Source organism: Marinobacter sp. 3-2 (genome assembly GCF_003751355.1).
GTDB classification, from domain to species: Bacteria; Pseudomonadota; Gammaproteobacteria; order Pseudomonadales; family Oleiphilaceae; genus Marinobacter; species Marinobacter adhaerens.
Genome location: NZ_RJUQ01000013.1, coordinates 694470 through 715443 on the forward strand (window position 1 = coordinate 694470; position 20974 = coordinate 715443).

Here is a 20974-nt window from a genome sequence, read left to right on the forward strand (position 1 = left end):
GTTTCGGGAGGGAATCAGTGTCGCAAGGGCCGCTGATGCAACGACCCCTGCGTGGCGATCAATACTAGTTATGTTCGGAAAAAATCCGTGTCTGTCCTGACTCGTTGAACAGGATGACCTTGTAATGGTCTTTCCGGTCGCCCATCTCCATGCCCGGAGATCCGATGGGCATACCCGGCACGCTGAGGCCTTTGGCCCGGGGCGCTTCGCTTATCAGGCGCTTGATGTCTTCGGCCGGAACGTGGCCTTCAATGACGTAGTCGCCGATAAAGGCGGTGTGGCAGCTACCCAGACCGGCGATCAGACCGGCATCGGCCTTGATCCTGCCCATGTCGTTGGTGTTGGTCGCCTCCACCTCGAAGCCATTTTCTTCCAGGTGATCAATCCAGTCACCGCAGCAGCCGCAGGTTGGGGATTTGTAAACGTGTATGCTCTGGGCTGCACCGGCTGCCAGCGCCGTGGTGCTGAATCCCAGGGCTGCCATCAGGCCAAAAGCCAGGGTGTGTTTTTTCATGGCGAATACCTCAGTGGTGATGTTCATGCTCATTGGAGCCTGTGTCGTCAGAACCGGAAAGCCAGAACCACCAGACGATGGCTGCCATCAGGGCAAGACCTCCGACGTTGACCAGTAGTGTTTCCATCAGTTCCGCTCCTGTTGCTCTTTCGGATCACTGTTGCTGTCGTTCCGTTCCGGACGGTGGCTGGTTCGGAACAGCCGCAAACGGTTGGCGTTGGAGACTACGGTGACCGATGACAATGACATCGCGGCGCCAGCCAGAATGGGGCTCATCAGTATTCCCCAGACCGGGTAGAGCAGGCCGGCGGCCACCGGAATACCGAGGGTGTTGTAGACGAACGCGCCGAACAGGTTCTGGTGAATGTTTTTTACGGTGGCCCGGGAGATCTCGATGGCATCGGGCACGCCGTGTAGCGAACCGCGCATCAGGGTGATGCCTGCGCTCTCAATGGCAACATCCGTTCCGGTGCCAATGGCAAAGCCGACGTCCGCCGCCGCCAGGGCCGGGGCGTCGTTGATGCCATCGCCGACCATAGCAACAACGTGGCCTTTGCCGCGCATTTCGCTGACTACCTCGGCCTTGTCTTCAGGAAGAACTTCCGCGCGATAGTCATCGATACCGGCTTTTTTGGCGATTGCCCTTGCAGTGGCGTCGACATCGCCGGTGACCATCATTACCTTGATCCCAGCTTCGTGGAGTCGCTGGATAGCGGCCTTGGAGTCCGGTTTGATCGCATCGGCTACCCCAATGACGCCGAGGGCCTCGTTGCCCAATGCCAGGAACAGGGGCGTGCCGGCCTCCTCGGTTATTGCGCGGGCGGCCTCAGCCAGTCCGTCCAGTCCAATGCCCTGGTCTTCCAGCCAGCGGCGGTTGCCCAGACGCAGGGGCTCTCCGTCGAGTTTACCTTGCACCCCTTTGCCGTTCAGTGCTTCAAAACCGGTCACCTTCGCGGGCTGCACACTTTGAGCTTTCGCTTTCTCCAGAACGGCCTCGGCCAGGGGATGCTCGGAGTGTTGTTCCAGCCCGGCCGCCAGGACCAGCAGCCGCTGCTCATCTCCGTCGATGGCATGAACCCGGGTGACAGCAGGATGGCCTGCGGTGATGGTGCCGGTTTTATCCAGTATGACCAGATCCAGCTTGCCGGCGGTTTGCAGGGCATCGCCCTGACGAATCAGCGCGCCGTACTCCGCGGCCTTGCCAACTCCGACCATCACCGACATCGGGGTCGCCAGGCCCAGGGCACAGGGGCAGGCGATAATCAGCACCGTGGTGGCTGCCACCATCATATGAACCACGGCCGGTTCCGGCCCAACGTTGTACCAGACCAGCGCCGCGACTACCGCAATCAGCATCACGGTGGGCACAAACACCGATGAAATCTTGTCGGCAAGCCGCCCGATAGCCGGTTTGGAGCCCTGGGCTTTTTTCACCAGCTTGATGATCTGCGCCAGCGCGGTTTCACTGCCTACCCGGGTAGCCTCATAGACAATCGAACCGTGGGTATTCAGGGTACCGGCAGAAACCTCATCGCCTTCGGATTTGCTCACCGGCATGGGCTCACCCGTGAGCATGCTCTCATCCATGCGGGTGGAGCCTTCGGCGATGACTCCATCGACCGGCAATTTCTCCCCGGGCCTTACCCGAATATGGTCGCCCTTGCGAACCTCCTCGACCGGAAGATCCTGCTCTTCACCATCGCGAATCACCCGCGCCGTTTTTGCCCGCAGGTCCAGCAATCTGCGAACCGCCTCTGATGTCTTGCCTTTAGCCCGAAGCTCCAGCGCCTGACCCAGATTGATAAGGCCGATAATCATCGCCGAGGCCTCAAAGTAGACATGGCGCGCCATCTCCGGCAGCGCTCCGGGAATACTCGCCACGACAATGGAATAGAGCCAGGCGGTGCCGGTACCCAGGGCAATCAGGGTGTCCATGTTGGCGTTGTGGTGACGGAACGCCTTCCAGGCACCGGTGTAGAAATGCCCGCCGGTGGCGGCCATCACGATCAGCGTCAACAGACCCAGTCCGAGCCAGGTGCCCTGGTTGGCGTCCGTCACCATCATGGTTCCGAAGCCCATACCCCAAACCATCAGCCCAAGCCCCAGGCCCAGACTCACTGCCATCTTTATCAGCAGTGTCTTGTACTGTCTCCGGTCTTCCTCCTGCTTGCGATCGTCCGCTTCGTCCGCGTCCTCGATCACACTGGCGCCATAACCGGCACTCTCAACCGCCTTCACAAGTGACTCGGGATCGGCATCACCCGTGGCGGTGGCGGTATTGTCTGCCAGGTTCATATGCGCATGGCTGATCCCGGAAACCGACATCAGGGCCTTTTCAATCGTATTGACACAAGAGGCACAGGTCGCACCTGTCACCGAAAGATGAATCTGCTCATCCGCTACGGTTGTCGCGTCAGAGCTGGCAGGTGCCGAACGTTCACCGGTTGCCCGGTCTTCGGCGCTGTCGATAGAGTGACCCTTATCCTGATGAGCTGGAGAACAGCAACTGCCCGGCTTGGCGTCTTCTTCAAAAGGCTCAGCCGGGTAACCAGTCTCGGTAACAATACGCGCGGCCTCAGAGGCATCCACTCCCTCCGGCAAGGCCACGGTCTGTTTTTCCAGATCGACGTCAACGAGCCCGGTATCGCCGGTCAACGGCTCCAGGGCGTTACGAATCTTCTTCGCACAGCCCTGGCACGAAGCTCCGGAAATGCTGAGGGTTGTTTGTAGAACAGGTGTATCAGTCATCCAGAATCACCCCTCGTTCTGTTCGTTTGCCCCGCAACAGGGCGCCGGATCATCCCAGTGTTCGATCAGCCGGCAAATGGTATGACCATCCGGTGTACCATCCGGCATGTCCTGCCAGGCCGCCAGCGCAGCGGTCATTCGCTTGCGAAGCTGCTGCAACTCCCGAATCTCCCGCTCAACTTCTGCCAGCCGGTGTTGAAACACGTCCCGAACCATCGGACACGGCGAATGATGGTCGTCCGCCTGATCCAGAATCTGCCGAATTTCAGGCAACGAAAATCCCAGCTGCCGGGCCTTCCGGGCAAATCGAAGCCGCCGAAGATCCTCGGTATCGTATTGCTGGTAGTTGTTGTCCGGGTTACGGGTTGGTTTGAGCAGTTCTTCACGGGTGTAGAAACGAACCGTATCCGGATTAACACCAGCGGCCTGTGCAATCTCTTTGACTTTCATTTGCCTCAACTCCCCAATCGGAGATTGTCAGGAAATATCGCTAAAGTTGGAGGAGAGTTTGTGCGGGGCGGGCTTCCGAAAATGCTCTGAGCCATGGATGGCTCAGCGCAAGCGTACATGGATGTACTCGCAGCGGTTTTCGGAAGCCGGCCCCGCACAGACACGGCCAACTCCAAAATATTAAAGATAGACTAAAACCTGTGAGCAACTCACAGGTCAAAGGTTTTTTAGGGCAACTTGAGGATGAGGTATTGAGGTACGCAGGTGGTGTGCAATCCGAAACGGCTCTAGCCAATTGGGAGCGGGGTTTTAAAATGTAGTTGTTCTGTTGGGAGGTATGGGCTTAGCACAGTGTCAGCCCTTTGCCGGGCGGAAGTTAGCCCGGCTTTTTTTTAGGAAATTTTTACCAGGTAGCTTGGCAAAGAAGGCTCTGGGATAACGGATAGGGACTTCATCCTTTCCAAAGTCCTGGTTTCTGCGTTGAGCAAGTGATCATGAAGATGCTCAGATGCTTCAGAGTGCTTCCCGGCGATCAGCAACTCAATAATAGCAAGGTGCTCGCGAAGGCCAGGTTTTTCAACTGACGCCCTTACTGCGTCGCTGAAAACCAGCCCGACAACCAGAGGCGTTAAGCTTTGGTTGATAAATTTGGCGATTTTTTTATTCGGGTTGAATGAGTGGCATCGCTGATGAAGGTCAGCTTCAATCGTCTCCAAAAGACTCTGATTCTTTTCTTCTGGGGTTTGCGCAAGTGCTTCCTGGAGGCGAAGTTTCATCTGCTCTAGGAGTTCCACCGGAATCAAGGGTCCGCAGGTTTCAAGGGAGTAAGGCTCTAACAGCCGTCTTGTTTCAAAATCCTGCTTTACATCCCGAGCCGTGAGCGGCCCGGTAATCCAGTGTCCGGTACTGTCTTTTCCAACAAGCCCTTCGTCCATCAGTTTGCCGAGAATTTCTCTGGAGATCGTCCTGCTGACTCCAAAATGCTGGGAATGTTTTTCAGAGCGGATCCTGAATTGGCCAAACGTCATAGCGATTGAGGTGGACCTTTTAGTCGCTCTGTAAACATCGTCAATAATACTAGCCTCTGCGGGAGCGCTAGTCTGGGCTTCGTCGTCCAAACCAAGCGTCTCTGGGCGAATCTCCTCCCTCAGGATGATGTCAGAGTTGTCGGTTTTGTAGCCTCTGCCTTCGAACTTAAACAGCTTGCCTTCTTCATGCAGCTCGGCCAGGGCGCGCCTTACCGGGGCTCGACTTGTTTTGAAGATCTCAGCGATTGGTCTCTCGAGAATAACCTGTCCTTCCGGAAAAGCTCTCCTTTCAAGCGCCGCCGCCAGTGCGTCCTTGATGACCTCAAAATTCGGTTTTTTCCCACTAGCCCTTTGTTTTGCCAATGCCTTTTTCCTCCCGAAACGCTTGTCGGAGCATAGCGACTTTGCACTGTAATGCAAATTGGACCTAACAGAGCCTTGCTAATCACAAATAGGTATTGTATCCAATAGTCATTTTCAGCTATCTTTCAAAAATAGAACAATACCTGGAAGGCAATTGTGATGAGAATTAGCGAAATTCTTCGTGAGGGGGCCCTAAGAAGTCGAATTGAGGCTCTTAGCTTTGGGATGAGATCAGGTCGATTAAGTCCGGTCGATGTCTTTAGGGAAACTCGGTTTAAACAGGGGTATTCCAAGAACCAGGGGATCCTGGTGGAGCCTCTGGGCGAAACTTCTCTGGCCCAAGCTCGCTCCAGTGAAAAAAGGTATCTGAATGATGAGCAATTTGGATTGCTCGACGGCATTCCTTTTGGAGTAAAAGATCTTATCGATGTTGAAGGGTGCACTACCTCTCGCGGTTCTCTTCTATACAGGAACGCGCCGCCAGCAAAAAGAAATGCCGAGGCCGTCGAAAGACTTGGTTTTCAGGGAATGGTCTTCGGCGGGAAGACAAATCTGTCCGAGTTGGCGTTTTCTGGAGTTGGGACAAACGACTTATTTGGCAGTCCCATTAATCCACGAGCAACTACCGGGAAATACATCACAGGCGGTTCGTCTTCGGGAAGTGCCGCAGGTGTCGCCTCCGGACTGTGGCCCGTGTCACTGGGTACGGATACCTCGGGATCGTCCCGGATCCCCGCTGCGTTTTGTGGCGTCGTCGGATTCAAGCCATCGTTCGATAGGTATCCCCTAAGGGGAGTGGCCCCTCTGGCCCCCTCCCTGGATCATTTGGGCATAAATGCTCTTACAGTACAGGACTGCATCATTCTGGATCAGGCCCTGAGAGGTCTGGCCCCCATACCGAAGTTTCGAATGCTCTCCGAGCAAACCGAGTTTCTGGTGCCACGGAATAAATCGATCCAGCCACGGGATCCGCACATCAAAGACAATTTCGATAAAACCCTGGATCTGTTGTCCAACCTTGGGTTCGAGATTCACGAAGTTGATTTTTCACCCTACGCCGAAGTTGACCGGCTCTTCGAAATACATGGAAGCCTGGTCGCCCATGAGGCCGCCCAGCAGTACGAAGCATTATTTGAGAATGGACTGACCTCATATATCGACCCGAAGATTTTGCAGAGACTGAAAGAGGGAACGTTACTCAATCGGAAGAGCTATGCACTCTTGCAGAAGATAAGAAGAAACCTGCGAGCGGAGCTGTCTTCCAGTATTGGTAACAAGATCCTTCTCCAGCCGACAGTAAAAATTCTACCGCCTGCTATTGAGTCGGTGCTAAAGGGCGTCGAGGAATTCAAGGCGTTCAACAAACTCATCCTCGGCAACACGATGTACGCGAATTACCTTGGGATGCCAGCGATAGCCATTCCGAATGGCCACGCCCCCAATGGGTTTTCGACGTCTATTCAGTTGTCTGCGGCGTCCGGCAAGGACGATTTCCTTCTCAAAACCGCGCTCTTCCTGGAAGCAGCGCTATCAAAACAAAACATTTACACACCAGACACTGTGTCTCATTGAGGTGATACCGATGAAAAAAATAATGGTTGCTTATGGAGTTGATCTCGACGCCGTCGCCGGCTGGCTTGGCTCCTATGGAGGCGAGGATTCACCCAGCGATATCTCCAGAGGTGTTTTTGCGGGCGAAGTCGGTACTCCGCGACTGATTGATCTGTTTGATCGGTTCGGGATCAAAGCCTCCTGGTTTGTTCCTGGTCACTCGATTGAAAGCTTTCCGAATCAATTCATGGAAATAGTCGAGGCAGGGCATGAGGTAGGGCTGCATGGCTACAGCCATGAAAACCCGATTTCAATGACGTACGAGCAAGAGCGTGACGTCCTGGACAAATCCATTGAACTGGTGGAGCGCTTCAGTGGACAGCGGCCAGTTGGATACGTCGCGCCATGGTGGGAGTTCAGTAAAAACACCGCCGATCTTTTGCTTTCTCGCGGCATCAAGTACGACCACAGTCTGATGCACCACGACTTCCAGCCCTATTACCTGAGAAAGAATGATCGTTGGACGAAGATCGACTACTCAAAGGATGCCGCAGAGTGGATGAAACCGATCGAAAGAGGGCAGGTGACTGACCTTCTTGAGATCCCTGCAAATTGGTACCTGGATGATGAAGTCCCAATGATGTTTGTGAAAAACCAGGCAAACAGTCATGGGTTTGTCACACCACGGCAAATTGAAGAATTGTGGAAGGACCAGTTTGATTGGGTTTATCGAGAATACGATTTCGCGGTTTTTCCAATGACGATCCATCCAGATGTTTCGGGAAGGCCTCAAGTCCTTCTTATGCACGAAAGGTTAATTGATTACATGTTAAGCCACGAGGGTGTTGAGTTCTGTACTTTTAAAGAAATTATGGAACAAGCACCGTCCTATATGTGAAATGGAGTATGTGATGAAGACTATAAAAAATAGCAACACAGAAGAATTAACAGTCTTGGGAACATCAGTAACGCACCTGGAAGTAATAAAGAAAAAGGCTGAGTCAGATCTTGGGTTTCCAATTAAGTACATCACATTGGACGGTACTGAGGCGCAGCGGGTTGCTGCGCTAAGTCCTCAAAAGTTTGATGTATATGACCAGTGGTTTCACGACCTGGATTTGATTTGGCCGACTAAAAGCTTACAAGCGATAGACATCAACAGGGTTGCCCATTGGGATGACATATCTGAGTCCCTCAATAGTCTAAAAGTTTCTTGTGACTCCAAGGGAACTCCCGGAGGAAGTCCATTTTCAAGACTGTTTATCGATTCAGGGGACCGTTTAACCGGAGATTGCACCGAAAAGCTGAGCATGTTGCCAACGGTCTACAACGCCGACACTTTTGCCATGGTCGGCAAGAAAACGGACTACGCCAATAGTTGGGCAGCCTTATTTGATCCTGAATTTTCCGGTCAGGTAAGCATCCAGAATGATGCGGCAATCGGTGTGATCGACTGTTATCTCGCCTACCAATCGTATTCCGGAAAAGGTTTTAAGGATGCGGGAAACTTTGAAATCCCTGAAATAGACGAATTGATCGATTCTCTTTTGGGATTAAAAAAGAAAAAGCATTTTGCACAGTTCTGGAAAGAAGAATCCGAAGTGGCTAATGCAATCAATGCTCAACGAGTTCAAATATCAAGTATGTGGTGGCAAGGATTTGTTTATCTTCGCCGTCTCGGAATAAACATCAATATGTGCACACCAAAAGAGGGATATCGAGGCTGGTTTGGTGGGCTCTCAATATCCAGTGAAGCGCAAGGTAAAAAACTTGATATGGCATATCGGTACCTGAATTGGTGGCTTGACGGATTTGCCGGCGCTTCGATGACAAGAAACGGTGCATATGTCGCAAACCCGAAAAGCACCAAGAAGTTTCTGGAAAAGGATGAATGGAATTATTGGTACGAAGGTCGCGAGACCAAAAAATCTCTTAAAGATCCGTTTGGCAACAAAATCATTGACCCAGGGGAGGTGCACGAAGGCGGAAACTATCTCGAGCGTAGATCAAATATAGCAATTTGGAATTCGGTGATGGACGAACACAACTATCTCTCAAGACGATGGTTGGACGTTCAAGAATGAAGTTTGATCAAACTACAAGGATAAGGCTATGAACAGTCAAACTAGCAAAGACGAGCTGGAGAGTCATGGTGACTACGCATTAACAGCGGTCCCTCTCAATGCAAGAAGGGGCTTTATTTCTATGACAGCGGTAATGCTGGGATTCACATTCTTTGCGTCGAGCATGTGGACCGGCGGCACGTTAGGCCAGAACTTCAGTCTTTGGCCCGATCTTCTCCTGGTTATTCTTGGTGGCAACCTGCTACTCGGGATATACGGTTCCCTCCTGGCGTTCGCTGCGTCTAAAACCAACCTCTCAACGCACGTTTTATTGTGGCATTCCTTCGGCGTTAAAGGGTCGAAGCTTCCCTCTTTCATGCTGGCCATAACGCAAATTGGATGGTTCGGTGTAGGGATAGCGATGTTGTCTGCCCCCATTACCAAGTATGTGGGCATCCCTTATGTTCCTCTTCTCTTGGTCGGCGGTCTGGCAATGACCTATACCGTAGCGGTAGGTTTCAAGGCCATTGAATTGCTCAGCATGATCGCGGTTCCTGCCATACTGATTCTCGGATTCACTTCCGTTTTCAAGGCCATATTTGACGCGCCCGAAGGCATCGATACGATCCTTTTCTCGGAGCCCAGCGGGTCTATGACCATTGCGGTCGGGATGTCACTCGCCGTCGGTTCGTTCATCAGTGGGGCGACGCTTACTCCGGACTTTGTGCGCTTCTCAAAGAATAAGCGAATCGGTGTCTTTTCTACTGCAATCGGTTTCGTGTTCGGTAACAGCCTGATGTTCATTTTTGGCGCTGTCGGCGCAATCGCCACAGGGGTTTCGGACATTGCTGAGGTTCTGGCTCTACAAGGCCTGTTAGGCGCTGGGATTATTTTGCTCGTCCTCAATATCTGGACAACCAACGACAACGCACTCTACGCGTCAGGTCTTGGGTTGGTGAATATTACCGGCCTGAAGCGATCCCACCTGGTATGGGCTGCTGGCATATTCGGTACGGTCGCATCGGACTTTTTGTACAACAACTTCATAGGATGGCTCAGTTTCCTGAGCGTGTCCCTGCCACCAATCGGTGGGATCATCATTGCCGACTTCTTCTTCCGTGCCAGAACAAAGTACCCATCCGTTGAGAGCTTTACGCCACAAAGATTCAACGGCGTCGCGATTGTCGCCTGGTTAATTGCAATTGCCGTCTCGGTGGCATCGCCAGACACGGGTGTTTTCAGTGTCGCACCTTTGAATGCCATCGTTGCGACCATCGTTAGCTATGCAGTTCTGACCGCCGCCCTCGAGAAGGTAGCGAGAAGGGCCATTCCGAAATCAGCAGAGGCGTAAAGATCATCATGAACGAGAACTTTCTCAGTTTTGCTCCAGGGATACCCGAAGGCAGTAACGATTCTCTGACTAGCGCAATTGCCTCAGATGGCACCCCCAATCTGGGACAATGGTACAGGGTTCCAGCTCGTTGTGGTGTGGCCGTGCGCCTGAAAAAAGGCAACACGCTCGAATTGAGGAATGACATCGGGAGCCAGGTTTGTGATTTCTGGGCGTTTAAGGAAGATAACCTGCATGAATCGTTATCTATGGAGCATTGCAGGACTCATCTGGGAAGGAACTCGATCAAGGAACAGGACGAATTAGTCACGAACTGGCGGCGTCCCGTGTTGAAGGTGCTTAGTGACACCTCTCCAGGCGTGCATGACATGCTCATCGCTTCCTGCGATCTCAATAGGTACAAGGGGCTAGGCGTCGATGGTTACCACGATAACTGTACTGATAACCTGAGAATGGCACTCGCAGCAATCGGTGAGACTGCCACACATCTCCCATCACCTCTGAACTTATGGATGAACGTTGGGCTTGGTAAGAATGGTGCCATTGAGTTTCTTCCACCGATTTCGAAGGCAGGCGATGTGATTGAGTTTGAGGCCTTAGACAATCTGATCGTTGCGATGTCTGCTTGCCCTCAGGACATCACACCGGTTAACGGTGACGATAGAGAAATCTATGACCTCAATTTCAGGGTTCGTTGAGGTCCGTTGAACGTTGGTTGGTAGAGACTGCAAACATGGAGGGTTTGTCCCCTCTACCGATCACTCAGAATTTGAATTGCTCCAATAGCTCCTGAATGCTGTCGGCAGATTCGGCACTTCTGCTGACCAATTGGAGAGCCTCATCTGCCACAACCAAAAACGGGATGTATTCGCGAAATCATTTTGGGGTCTTTGCGACAAACGAATGCGCTGGAAGAATTCGGAAAACAGCTGGCTCAACACTGACGTTGCTTTGAAGGAAAGACCTTGGTGCTCAGCGGGAGTATTGCGGAGTCTTCCACCAAGTGACGATTTAGTCACTCAGGTGGAATAGTAGAGAGTAGGTGGGGTGAGAGTCGCGTCTTCACTTCAGCAAAGACCGACCTTGCTAATTTATGCTGATGCTACTGCTTAAATCCGCCCTGGCTCTATGTAGAATAACTCTCAAATTTCCGTGCGAGATCGAAAATATCTTGGAGATTTGATTTCCATCCATTGAGGAAGTACCTGTAAGGTACAAAGCATTCGCTTGAACACGGCTCATATTCTTTAGCTGCACGTCTACAAGGCTTCGGACTCTTGCAACATGAGTTGCCATCTCTGGTTCACTCAGTGGCAATGATTGGTCAGGTGCCAAACCCAGATTATGCTCGTTAATCCATTCACCCGGGTCTGGTGTTAGTTGGACCTCATGTTTATTTCTTCGCAGCGCATTGAATGCCACGTTTAAGGTAATTCGACACAGCCACGTTTGAAGCGTCGACCGACCTTCAAACCCTGTAATCCTCTGGAGTGCCGCCAACCAGGCTTCATGGGCGACATCTTCTGCAAGGTTCCGATCAACCAGCCTTCTCGCTATGCGAGCCATTGAGGGTTGGTAGCGTTTATACGCCTCCGCAAAAGCCTCTGGTCTGCCCTCTTTCATTTCTTCCACAAGCTCAGTTTCCGACTTCGGTACTGGAGACGCAGTTTTGGGTCGTGATGAATTTGACGAAATCATTCTCGATCCTCGATAGATGCAATAGCTTCAATGTGTTCTGCTCCGCTCGACCTTGTTGAAAAACCTCTGCCACGGGACTGCCAGTGAAACGAGGGGACACAAACGCCCGACGTGTTAATATTTTGGTTTAAATGTTTACTGAATGCAATAGTCAATTAATGGTGTTTGGCTGCGTTTATTTTTTGGTCGATTGGCGGGCTAAAGCACAGTTATCGCATTGGATGAACAGGGGCGGGGGCGCAAGCTATAAGCTGATGCCAATGTGATGAAACAGCCTTAAATTTCTCCGCAGCCACGGACTGATAAGGCGTTTGAACTGCTCGCTTTTGCTCAAGATCAGGGGTTCGACCATGATTACTCTGGGCGCGTGTTGAGGGCATTCTTCCAAGAGGATCGTGATATTGGTCAGACTGAAGTTCTTGTCGATATCGCTGCGGACGTTGGTCTGAATGCGGAGAAAGCAGAAGAAGTCTTGGCTTCTATCCAACGGCGTTTCTACCATACGGTGTCGCCACCGGTGATTAATGTATTTTAGGCGAGGACTGCTGTGATTCAGTGGGAAAGCGGCATTGATATTGCTCCCCCGAGAAATGGGAGGAGCAATAAATATGATATCGAACAATACGGGTTATTTGTCTGCGCTAAATCAGACTGGTTTTACAGAAAATAGTACAAAACTTGCCACAACAGGCGGCAATAATTTGCCAAAAGAGAAGCCTCCTGAGGACGCTGTGCAAATCAGCAGAGAGGCTAAATCCCTTACCTCGGGAGAGCCAATAAATGGCGGGTTAATAAGCGTAACTGGGGAAATTGGGACCTATATGCTGGGTAGAATGGCTCTTGGTATAGACACGATGCAAGAATGGTCGTCAAAGGGCCTTTTGATTTCAGATGATAGTGTAGTGGCCGCCGGAAAGGCGTTCCAAGAAGCTTTTTCGCAAGCTGCTCAAGACAGCGGTACTTCATTCGCAGGCAGCAGTGTCACATTGAACAAACATCAAATCATGATCAACTCTCAAAAAGTGCCTGACTGGTTTCATAGGGAATATGAGGATATGACTTCTTCTATGGAAGATGGGGAAATGAAACGTTCATTTGAGAATGGTGAGCTTTTCTTTACATCGCCGCCTTCTGTATCAAGAGCTAATGCGTTGGCTAGCTACGCTGCTGTAGCAAAAAGTATGTAGCAAAGCATTTAACCGGGAAGTGGACTCCAGCAGATTCCGAGAACTCGTATCGTAAACTTCTGAGTAACGGGCCTGAGATTCTGAATTAGGACTAGAGCGGAGGGTTTTCCCAGTCACTCTGCGAAGCCAGTCATCCGTCAAGCCTTGCTCCTTTTTCAGAGTGATGGGGTTCACAGAAGGCCTATTAATCTCGGGAACGCAAAAACGTACCGCAGGTCTTGCATTGATCCGGCGCCATAAGCTTTGCCTGCCAGCCAATCTTGTGGCAACAGGCCGGGCACGCCAGCTTGAGCTGCAGAACTATGATCGGCGTAATCAGGGCGGCGATCAGAACACCCAAGGGGCCCCAGCTTTCATCGCTGGACAAGCCCAGCTGGCTGCTGAACACCAGAATGATGGTCAGCGCCACAAAGGCAAAAATAAAATAGTTCCGGTTCCAGCGTTCCCACTGGCGAATCTTGTCGTCCTGTTCCGGTGTCAGGTATTGCGCAGCCATAGAATCTCACCTGGAGGATTTACCCGTATCTTGGGGACGGCCGGGGGGAATTACAATCCGGAATCGGCGGTGATACCTGCCACCAGAACACCGGAGGCCAGCGCCTTCTCAAGATCATCGACCGGGATCGGCCGACTGATCAGGTAACCCTGGGCAAAGTTGCAGCGTTGGTTCTTCAGGAAGCTCAGTTGCTCCTCGGTTTCCACGCCCTCGGCAACCACCTGAATACCCAGATTATGCGCCAGATTGATTACCGCCCGGGTAATGACGGCATCGTCGTGGCGTTCGGTGACCTCCGTGATGAACGAGCGGTCGATCTTCAGCAGGTCGACCGGGAAATCCCGCAGGTAGCCGAGAGACGAATAACCGACACCAAAGTCATCGATCGCCAGGTTCACTCCCAGCTGATGCAGACGGGAGAGCTGATTGCGATTGTGCTCGATATTCTGGATGAAGATCTCCTCGGTCAGCTCAACCTCCAGACGATCCGCCGGGACATTCTCTGCGGCCAGCGCTTCCCGGATATGATCCACCAGATCCTCGTCGTCCAGCTCCCGGCCCGAGAGATTGACCGCAATGCGCAGGCCATCCTGTGGCGTCCCTTTCCATGCTGCCAGCTGCCGACAGGCGGCCATCACTACCCAGCGCCCGATATCGGTGATCCGGCCGCTCTCCTCAGCAAGGGGGATGAATTCCACGGGAGGCAGCAGCCCCCGGCGGGGATGGCGCCAGCGTATCAGCGCTTCAACACTCTGGATTTCACCGGTGTCCAGATTCAATTGAGGCTGATAGAAGAGCACGAATTCGTTGTTGGCCAGGGCCTGGCTGAGATCTTTGTCCAGCTCCAGGCGCATGACTTCCCGTTCCTGCATGCCTTCGGTATAGAACTGGTAGGTATTCCGGCCCTGTTCCTTGGCGCGATACAGGGCAATGTCGGCATTGCGCAACAGCGTATCTGCGTCCAGACCGCTCTGGGGATACACCGCCACGCCCATGGTGCCGGTAATGCTGTGGGACTGGCCCTGAACCTCGTAGGGCTGGTCAAAGCACTGTTTGATCTGGCCCAGCAGGTGAATGATGTCGTCAATGTCGTCTACCTGCTGCTGGCAGAACATGAACTCATCGCCTCCGGAGTAGGCCACCAGCAGCCGTTCGTTACTCAAACGGTTGAGCCGCTCGGACACCTTGATCAGCAGCTCATCCCCGAACTGGTGGCCAAGCGAGTCATTCAGCGTCTGGAACCGGTCGAGGTCGAGCATAACCAGGGCAACCTGGCGCATCTGGCGATCCGCAATGTTCAGGGTGTGAGACAGGTCTTCCATGAAGAACCGACGGTTGGCCAGACCAGTGAGGGTGTCGGTGGATTCCAGCCGCGCCAGATCCTTCTGGATCGCAGTGCGCTGTTCGATTTCCTGATCCAGTTCCCGGCGGGTCTTCAGCAGGGCCTGATTGCGTTTCAGAATCAGCTGTACCAGTAACGTGGTCAGGCTGGTGAGAAGGCCCATCAACAGGAACGTGGTAAAGGTCAGGGCCGGCCAGTCGCTGTATTGGTTCTCCACCCACTCGACAGACGGGCGAAGTGTCAGGGTCCAGTCCAGCGTTGGCAGATTCACGGACTGGCGTTGCGAAAATTCGCTGCTGACCGGCTCTGACACGTTCAGTTGGTAGCTCACTTCGCCGGCTTCACGGATCTCGATCCGGAACGATTCCAGAACCCGTTCGGTGAGGAGTTGGCGGGCCAGTACTTCCATCCTGAACACGCCGGCCATGAAACCATTGTTTGCAGGGCCTGCTCCCACGGGCGCGTAGATCACCATGCCCTTGCCGCCCTGGCGCAAATTGATGACACCGGAGAGATCCCAGGTGCCGGTCTGCTTCGCCAGCTCCAGCGCCTGGCGTCGTTCCTCGTTGAAGGCAACGTTGTATCCAATGACCTCCTCGTTATCGGTGAATGGCTCCAGCCAGCGGATAACGAAATCAGAATCAATCCATTCAATAGCCTGGTAAACCCCAAAATCGTCCAGATAGTTGCGGGCGTCCTGGCGCCACTCCTGTTCGGTGATGTCCGGAGCTGTCTCGAGTCTTTCAGCCATGCGCCGGATTGCTTCGGCATGAATCAGGAATTCCCGCTCGAGGTGGTTGGCCATGGCCCGGGCTTCGTTGGCCAGGTTTGCTTCTATCTGACGTTTGTCCTGCTGCACCAGCCCATAGCGCAGGCCGGCTGCCAGACCCAGGAAAACCAGAAAGATCACCACCGGAAACAGCGGGTTCAGCAGGCCCGAGACAACAGCTTTGGGGGGTGATACAGGTTGTTCCACAGGTTACTCCGTGACTTGAAACGGTGGTGCCGGGCAGTCGGCAGCGCCAGCGCAATTATGAAGCATTTCTATCGGCCACCGCCATCAGTTGCTTGATTCGGTCCCGAAGCGAGACCCCAAAGGCGCCGTCGGACAGTGGCCGTGCAATTTCCGGAGAACCCTCGTCTGGTTCGGAACCCGTGCCTCCCAGGTCGATGATACGCGGGGTGACTGGCTGCTTGTCGCCATTGAGCAGCACCTCCACCTTTGGTTTCAGCTTGCGCCGGGGGTGGGTCGCCAGGACGATGGCCACTTCTCCCGTCGACAGCTCGACCAGGCTTCCGGGCGGATACACGCCAATCATCCGTATGAAGGCTTCCACCATGGAAGCGTCGAACTGTTGGCCGCGGTTACGGAACAGGATGCGAATGGCTTCGGAGGCCGGTAGCCCATCCCGGTAACACCGGTCGCTGGTGATGGCATCGAAGGCGTCGACGATGGAAACCAGACGGGCGAAACGGCTGATCTGCCATTCCGCCAGCTGTTCAGGATAGCCGCGACCATCCATGCGTTCATGGTGGTGACGGGAGACATCGCTGATAATCGGATCCAGATTGGCATCAGCACGAAGCAACTCGTAACCCAGCGTTGTGTGCTGGCGCATGATGCTGTGCTCTTCCGGCGTCAACGCGCCGGGTTTATTGAGGATCTCGTCGGGAACCCTGAGTTTGCCAAGGTCGTGCAGCAGACCGCACATGCCCACGGTCTCCAGGTCGTCGTCCGGCATGCCCAGGAAGCGGGCAAAGGCGACACAGAATATAGCCACCCTGAGGCAATGCTCTGCGGTGTAGGCATCCCGGGACTTTATCCGGCTCATCCAGAACATGGCGCTTGCGTTGGCTTTCACGCTGTCCACGCACTCCCGGATGATAGGGCGGGCGCTCTGGAGGTTGAGGTCATTGCCGGCTTCAATCTGTCGGGTGACTTCTTCCACAAAGGCCTGGGTCCGGCTCCAGGTTGCGTGTGCCCTTGGGAGTTCCTGCTGGAGAGAGCAGGTTTCCGGCAGCGGTTCGCTGGTGCGACGCTTGAGTAGGGAGATCTGATCGAGCACCGGGTTCAGGCGTGATTCTTCATCTTCCACCAGAACCCACTCACAGTACTGCCGCAGAATCTGCGCCTGGTTGTCATCAGTCAGGGTGAAGCCCTGAAACAGAACCGGCACCTGGGTCCAGGGCCGGTCCAGGCTCACGACGCGCATGCCGGGCTGGAGAAGGTCCACCGGTAAGCGCACCCGCTGGAGAGTCGAAACAGGGGAGTCCGAATGAGTTGCGAGCGCCGGCGCCGAGACGGAATGTCGGTGCTGTTTGCTGGATTTACGTCGGAACCACATGGCTCTACCAGTCTTCTGTTTTATGTCCGGTGATTATGTCAGACCTGACAGGCCGGTTACAGAAGAGTGCTGGAAGTGTGACGCAGTTCCTGATGCAAATCGGGTATCAGGCGTGTCCGGAAACTCCGGTTATCCCCAGTCGTGGAATTTCCTGCTTGGGGCAACGGTCCATTACCACGGTCAGTCCCGAGGCTTCCGCTCGCGCCGCCCCCTCATGGTTGATGACGCCAATCTGGAGCCAGACCACGGGGATTTTCAGATCGATGGCCTGGTCGATAATTGCATCGGTGCGCTCCGGCGCCAGGAACAGGTCAACCATGTCCACCGGTTCGGGAAGGCTTCGGAGGTCGGCGTATACCGTTTCACCGAGCACGGTCTGACCGGCCAGGCGGGGATTGACCGGCAGGATTCGGTAGCCCTGGGACTGCAGGTATTCCATGACCTCGTGGGAAGGCCGGCTGGTCTTTTCACTCGCGCCGACAAGGGCGATGGTCCTTACAGTGGTCAGGATGTCACGCAACTGTTCCGGGCTGGTACTGGGCATGATGCTGGCGAAACCTCGCTGGATTAACGGTGTGCCTGCAGACAGACAGACACGGACTCCGCGTAGCGTAGCGCGTGAGGCTTGTCGATTTCCACCTCGGCCCACTGTACCGCTTCATGCTCCATGACGATGGTCAGGACCTCGTGGGTCAGACGCTCGAGCAGGGCGAAGCGATTGCCATCCACGTGGTGAATGATCTGCTTCGTGATGGTTCGATAGTTGAGGGCAGCGGAGATTTCATTCTGGTTTACGGCTTCCGTCGCATCATAAGTCAGCGCAACGTTGATCAACACGTCCTGCTGATTATTGATTTCTTCTTCCTTGATGCCGATGTAGGCCCTGAGAAGAAGATCCTTGATGCGGACTTTTGCCAGGTGATTCCCGTTGACGTCTGTCATGCGCCCTCCCTCGGGTCAGATAGTTCAGCGATTGTTACTGATCAGCGTCAGAAACTCTGTGCGGGTCGCCTGGGATTTGCGGAACTGCCCCAGCATCATCGAGGTTTTCATGCGGGAATTCTGTTTCTCCACGCCCCGCATCATCATGCACATGTGCTGGGCTTCGATGACAACGGCCACGCCCTTGGCGCCCGTGACGCTCTCAACAGCTTCGGCAATCTGTCGGGTCAGGTTTTCCTGGATCTGCAGACGGCGGGCGTACATGTCGACGATGCGGGCAAACTTGGACAGGCCCAGTACCTTGCCTGCGGGCAGGTAGGCAATGTGGCACTTGCCGATGAACGGCAGCATATGGTGCTCACACATGCTGTAGAGTTCGATATCCTGAACCACGACCATTTCATCCATGGCCGATTCGAATACCGCATTGTTCACCAGGTCGCCAAGGTCCTGCTGGTACCCGCATGTGAGGAACTGCATGGCCTTGGCCGCGCGCATTGGAGTGTCTTGCAGACCCTCGCGATCCGGGTCTTCGCCCAGGCCATCGATGATGGCACGGAAGTGCCCTGAGAGGTCGTCAAGGAGTTTGCTCATAGTCTTTTCCGGTTAGCAGTGTCTTACGAGGGCCAAAGCTTAAGGCAATTTGCCCGCCATCTCTACGCTTTACGCAGGCATCGTCGGAAAAGACCACTTTGGCCGCCACGCCCAGTGGTATGGGCGGTGGGGCTATGGCAGTGGCGGCCGGTTTGTTCTACAGTTTCAGGCTATCAATGTTCGTCGGGGACAATGCATGGATGAGGTGATGCCGACCGTTGGTGGGGTTTCCGCCGCGGGGCGCGAGGAAGGCACCCTAGAAGGGTGGCAACATGGAGGTAAGTGGTTCAGTTTCGAGGGACATGCCATCTTCAGCCGGATGGCAGGCTCGGGAGAACCGCTGGTGCTGATTCATGGATTTCCCACTGCCAGCTGGGACTGGAATCGACTCTGGCCGATGCTGATTCAGCAGCACAACGTGCTGGCCCTGGATATGCTGGGCTTTGGCTTTTCCGATAAACCCGCCGATTACGACTACAGCATTGAAGACCAGGCGGATCTGTTTCAGGGCTGGATTGAGGGTCTGGGTCTGCCATCCGTGCACCTTCTGGTTCATGACTACGGGTGCAGTGTTGCCCAGGAGCTTCTGGCGAGGGAGCAAGAGGACCTGCTGCCCTTCCGGATTGCGAGTGTCTGTTTCCTCAACGGCGCCCTTTTTCCCGAGGTCCACAATCCCCTGCTTATTCAGAAGCTGCTGGGGAGCCCCTTTGGCGGGCTGATCAGCCGGGGCCTGACTCGACGCAGTTTCGAGCGAAACTTCCGCCGGTTATTCGGAAGCCAGAATCCGCCTGATCGACAGGATATGGAGGATTTCTGGCACCTGCTGACCTATAACAACGGCCGGGGCATCCTGCATCATCTGATCCAGTTCATGGAAGAACGACGCTGTCACCGCAACCGGTGGGTTGGCGCGCTGCAGAAGGCAACGCAGCCGATGCGATTGATTTCGGGTACCGCCGATCCGGTCTCGGGTGCCGGCATGGTCAGACGCTACAGGGAACTGATGCCCGATGGTGATGTGGTCACCCTCAGGAATATCGGGCACTACCCCCATCTGGAGTGCCCCTGGGAGGTTTTCAGTGCCTATCGGGAGTTTCGCAAGCGCTGCGAGGGATAACCCCCGGGGCGGGCTTTCCTTAGCCCGATGCGGAATCGGGCATATCCTCGGCACCCCGGCCTACAACCGGTAGCGGCCGGGCCGCGTTGACGACCTGGTTGCGACCCCGGGATTTTGCTTCGTAAAGCGCCTGGTCCGCCCGGTTCAGCCAGACTGACCAGGTCTCACCCTTGCTGACCTCTGCGACACTGGCACTGGCGGTTACCTTGATATCCTCCAGGAATGGCCGTGCGCTGATGCTGGTCAAAAGCTGATTCGCCAGCACATCGGCATCTTTCTGGCGGGTTTCCGGCAGAACGATCATGAACTCCTCACCACCAATCCGGAACAGCTGATCGCTCTCGCGCAGGCGGGATCTCAGGCGCAGTGCCATTTCCGTGAGCACCTTGTCGCCGGCCAGATGACCCCACTGATCGTTGATCGTCTTGAAGTAGTCAAGGTCCAGCAGAATCAGGCTGGAGACCCGCTCATACCGCTCCCGCATCTGAATCTGACCGTTGAGGATGTCGGCCAGTTGCGAGCGGTTCAGACAGCCGGTCAGGGGATCGGTGGTTGCCAGTCGCGTGAGTTCCTGCTGAAGCTTGCCCACCAGCCAGGCGAAAATCATGGCAAACAGGCACGTGAGACCCAGCGAAAAGGTTATCCGCCAGAAGTCGGCCTCGGGAAATCGTAAAAAGGACACGACGGCCATAACAACAACGAAAACAATGTTGCTTCCAATCGCTTCCCTGAGCGGTAGTAAAAAGAACAGGGCCGTGGCAGCCGGGTAGGCCCAGTACAGGCCGGCATGGCCATTGATGTGTGTCGAGTAGGCGGCACTGACCACGGCGAGCAGTGGAAACAGACGGCCTTTGAGGAAGTAGGTGCCCCGGAACCTCAGGAATGCGATAACCAGAAGGGCGTTCGTGCAGAACAGGACCAGTACCGCGGAAAGCAGATAATGGGATTGCTGCCATTGCACCAGAACCAGGGGCGCTACGGCGATAAATGCCCAGAAATGCAGGTGATAGACCAACTGGCGCTTGAACCCCAGCACCGCGAGTGTGGGGTTGGTGGCAAGGGTGGAGGGTGGTACCGAAAAATTCACAGCATACTCCCGCTGTTTGAGTCGTATCCGCCCGCGTCCGGTGCCGGGACAGTCTTGAAGTCTAGCATGGCCGTTCATTTAATGAAGCAGATAGCGCC

The 20974-nt window shown here is 54.3% G+C and carries 20 protein-coding genes; 8 read left to right on the forward strand and 12 right to left on the reverse strand.

The features are described 5' to 3' along the window. Positions 1-64: 64 nt before the first annotated feature. From EDB94_RS10505 to EDB94_RS10520, 4 genes are all read right to left on the reverse strand, one after another. Positions 65-514 (reverse strand): DUF411 domain-containing protein, encoded by a 450-nt coding sequence (locus EDB94_RS10505; protein ID WP_108018568.1) that lies wholly within the window; start codon positions 512-514, stop codon positions 65-67. Positions 515-640: 126 nt separating this feature from the next. Further along, a complete protein-coding gene (locus EDB94_RS10510) occupies positions 641-3262 on the reverse strand; it encodes a heavy metal translocating P-type ATPase (RefSeq protein WP_108018327.1) in 2622 nt (873 codons plus the stop codon). Between the two features lie 6 nt (positions 3263-3268). Continuing rightward, positions 3269-3712, reverse strand: a complete 444-nt coding sequence (locus EDB94_RS10515) for a MerR family DNA-binding protein (protein WP_062785740.1) — start codon at positions 3710-3712, stop codon at positions 3269-3271. Positions 3713-4104: 392 nt separating this feature from the next. Then, positions 4105-5103 carry a GntR family transcriptional regulator gene (locus tag EDB94_RS10520; protein WP_181259029.1) on the reverse strand — a complete coding sequence of 333 codons (999 nt, stop codon included), beginning with the start codon at positions 5101-5103 and terminating at the stop codon, positions 4105-4107. 159 nt (positions 5104-5262) lie between these two features. On the opposite strand from EDB94_RS10520, the gene EDB94_RS10525 reads away from it, so the two are divergent. The 5 genes from EDB94_RS10525 to EDB94_RS10545 are packed head-to-tail and all read left to right on the forward strand — an operon-like array spanning position 5263 to position 10766. Further along, on the forward strand, positions 5263-6675 hold the full coding sequence (locus EDB94_RS10525; protein WP_108018329.1) for an amidase family protein: 1413 nt from the start codon (positions 5263-5265) through the stop codon (positions 6673-6675). A 10-nt stretch (positions 6676-6685) separates the two neighbouring features. Further along, the gene (locus EDB94_RS10530) at positions 6686-7552 is read left to right on the forward strand and encodes a polysaccharide deacetylase (protein ID WP_014578696.1); all 867 of its coding nucleotides are present in this window, start codon (positions 6686-6688) and stop codon (positions 7550-7552) included. Positions 7553-7565: 13 nt separating this feature from the next. Then, a complete protein-coding gene (locus EDB94_RS10535; protein WP_181259030.1) occupies positions 7566-8738 on the forward strand; it encodes a PotD/PotF family extracellular solute-binding protein in 1173 nt (390 codons plus the stop codon). Between the two features lie 28 nt (positions 8739-8766). Further along, positions 8767-10068 carry a cytosine permease gene (codB, locus tag EDB94_RS10540; RefSeq protein WP_108018331.1) on the forward strand — a complete coding sequence of 434 codons (1302 nt, stop codon included), beginning with the start codon at positions 8767-8769 and terminating at the stop codon, positions 10066-10068. A gap of 8 nt (positions 10069-10076) precedes the next feature. Beyond that, positions 10077-10766, forward strand: coding sequence for an urea carboxylase-associated family protein (locus EDB94_RS10545; protein WP_108018332.1), 690 nt, complete (start codon positions 10077-10079; stop codon positions 10764-10766). Between the two features lie 388 nt (positions 10767-11154). On the opposite strand, the gene EDB94_RS10550 is transcribed toward EDB94_RS10545, so the two are convergent. Then, a complete protein-coding gene (locus tag EDB94_RS10550) occupies positions 11155-11691 on the reverse strand; it encodes an RNA polymerase sigma factor (protein ID WP_260312579.1) in 537 nt (178 codons plus the stop codon). 355 nt (positions 11692-12046) lie between these two features. Between EDB94_RS10550 and EDB94_RS21015 the strand changes: the two genes are divergently transcribed. Both EDB94_RS21015 and EDB94_RS10560 read left to right on the forward strand, forming a co-directional pair. Then, positions 12047-12301, forward strand: a complete 255-nt coding sequence (locus EDB94_RS21015) for a DsbA family protein (protein WP_219908254.1) — start codon at positions 12047-12049, stop codon at positions 12299-12301. Positions 12302-12374: 73 nt separating this feature from the next. Then, positions 12375-12953: a hypothetical protein gene (locus EDB94_RS10560; RefSeq protein WP_108018334.1), complete on the forward strand. Its 579-nt coding sequence runs from the start codon at positions 12375-12377 to the stop codon at positions 12951-12953. Between the two features lie 184 nt (positions 12954-13137). Here the strand turns inward: EDB94_RS10560 and EDB94_RS10565 are convergent, their stop codons facing one another. From EDB94_RS10565 to folE, 6 genes are all read right to left on the reverse strand, one after another. Continuing rightward, positions 13138-13449, reverse strand: a complete 312-nt coding sequence (locus EDB94_RS10565; protein ID WP_108018335.1) for a hypothetical protein — start codon at positions 13447-13449, stop codon at positions 13138-13140. A gap of 50 nt (positions 13450-13499) precedes the next feature. Further along, positions 13500-15767, reverse strand: a complete 2268-nt coding sequence (locus tag EDB94_RS10570) for a bifunctional diguanylate cyclase/phosphodiesterase (protein WP_260312563.1) — start codon at positions 15765-15767, stop codon at positions 13500-13502. 55 nt (positions 15768-15822) lie between these two features. Then, the gene (locus EDB94_RS10575) at positions 15823-17136 is read right to left on the reverse strand and encodes an HD-GYP domain-containing protein (RefSeq protein WP_108018336.1); all 1314 of its coding nucleotides are present in this window, start codon (positions 17134-17136) and stop codon (positions 15823-15825) included. A gap of 106 nt (positions 17137-17242) precedes the next feature. Then, positions 17243-17680, reverse strand: coding sequence for a CoA-binding protein (locus EDB94_RS10580; RefSeq protein ID WP_108018337.1), 438 nt, complete (start codon positions 17678-17680; stop codon positions 17243-17245). 23 nt (positions 17681-17703) lie between these two features. Continuing rightward, on the reverse strand, positions 17704-18078 hold the full coding sequence (gene folX / locus EDB94_RS10585; protein WP_008172757.1) for a dihydroneopterin triphosphate 2'-epimerase: 375 nt from the start codon (positions 18076-18078) through the stop codon (positions 17704-17706). A 24-nt stretch (positions 18079-18102) separates the two neighbouring features. After that, positions 18103-18672, reverse strand: coding sequence for a GTP cyclohydrolase I FolE (gene folE, locus EDB94_RS10590; RefSeq protein ID WP_008172758.1), 570 nt, complete (start codon positions 18670-18672; stop codon positions 18103-18105). A gap of 196 nt (positions 18673-18868) precedes the next feature. On the opposite strand from folE, the gene EDB94_RS10595 reads away from it, so the two are divergent. Beyond that, entirely contained in the window at positions 18869-19789 is a 921-nt protein-coding gene (locus EDB94_RS10595) for an alpha/beta fold hydrolase (RefSeq protein ID WP_008172759.1), read from the forward strand. Positions 19790-19808: 19 nt separating this feature from the next. Here EDB94_RS10595 and EDB94_RS10600 read toward each other — a convergent pair whose 3' ends face one another. Next, the gene (locus EDB94_RS10600; protein ID WP_014578682.1) at positions 19809-20876 is read right to left on the reverse strand and encodes a diguanylate cyclase; all 1068 of its coding nucleotides are present in this window, start codon (positions 20874-20876) and stop codon (positions 19809-19811) included. Positions 20877-20974 lie beyond the last annotated feature (98 nt).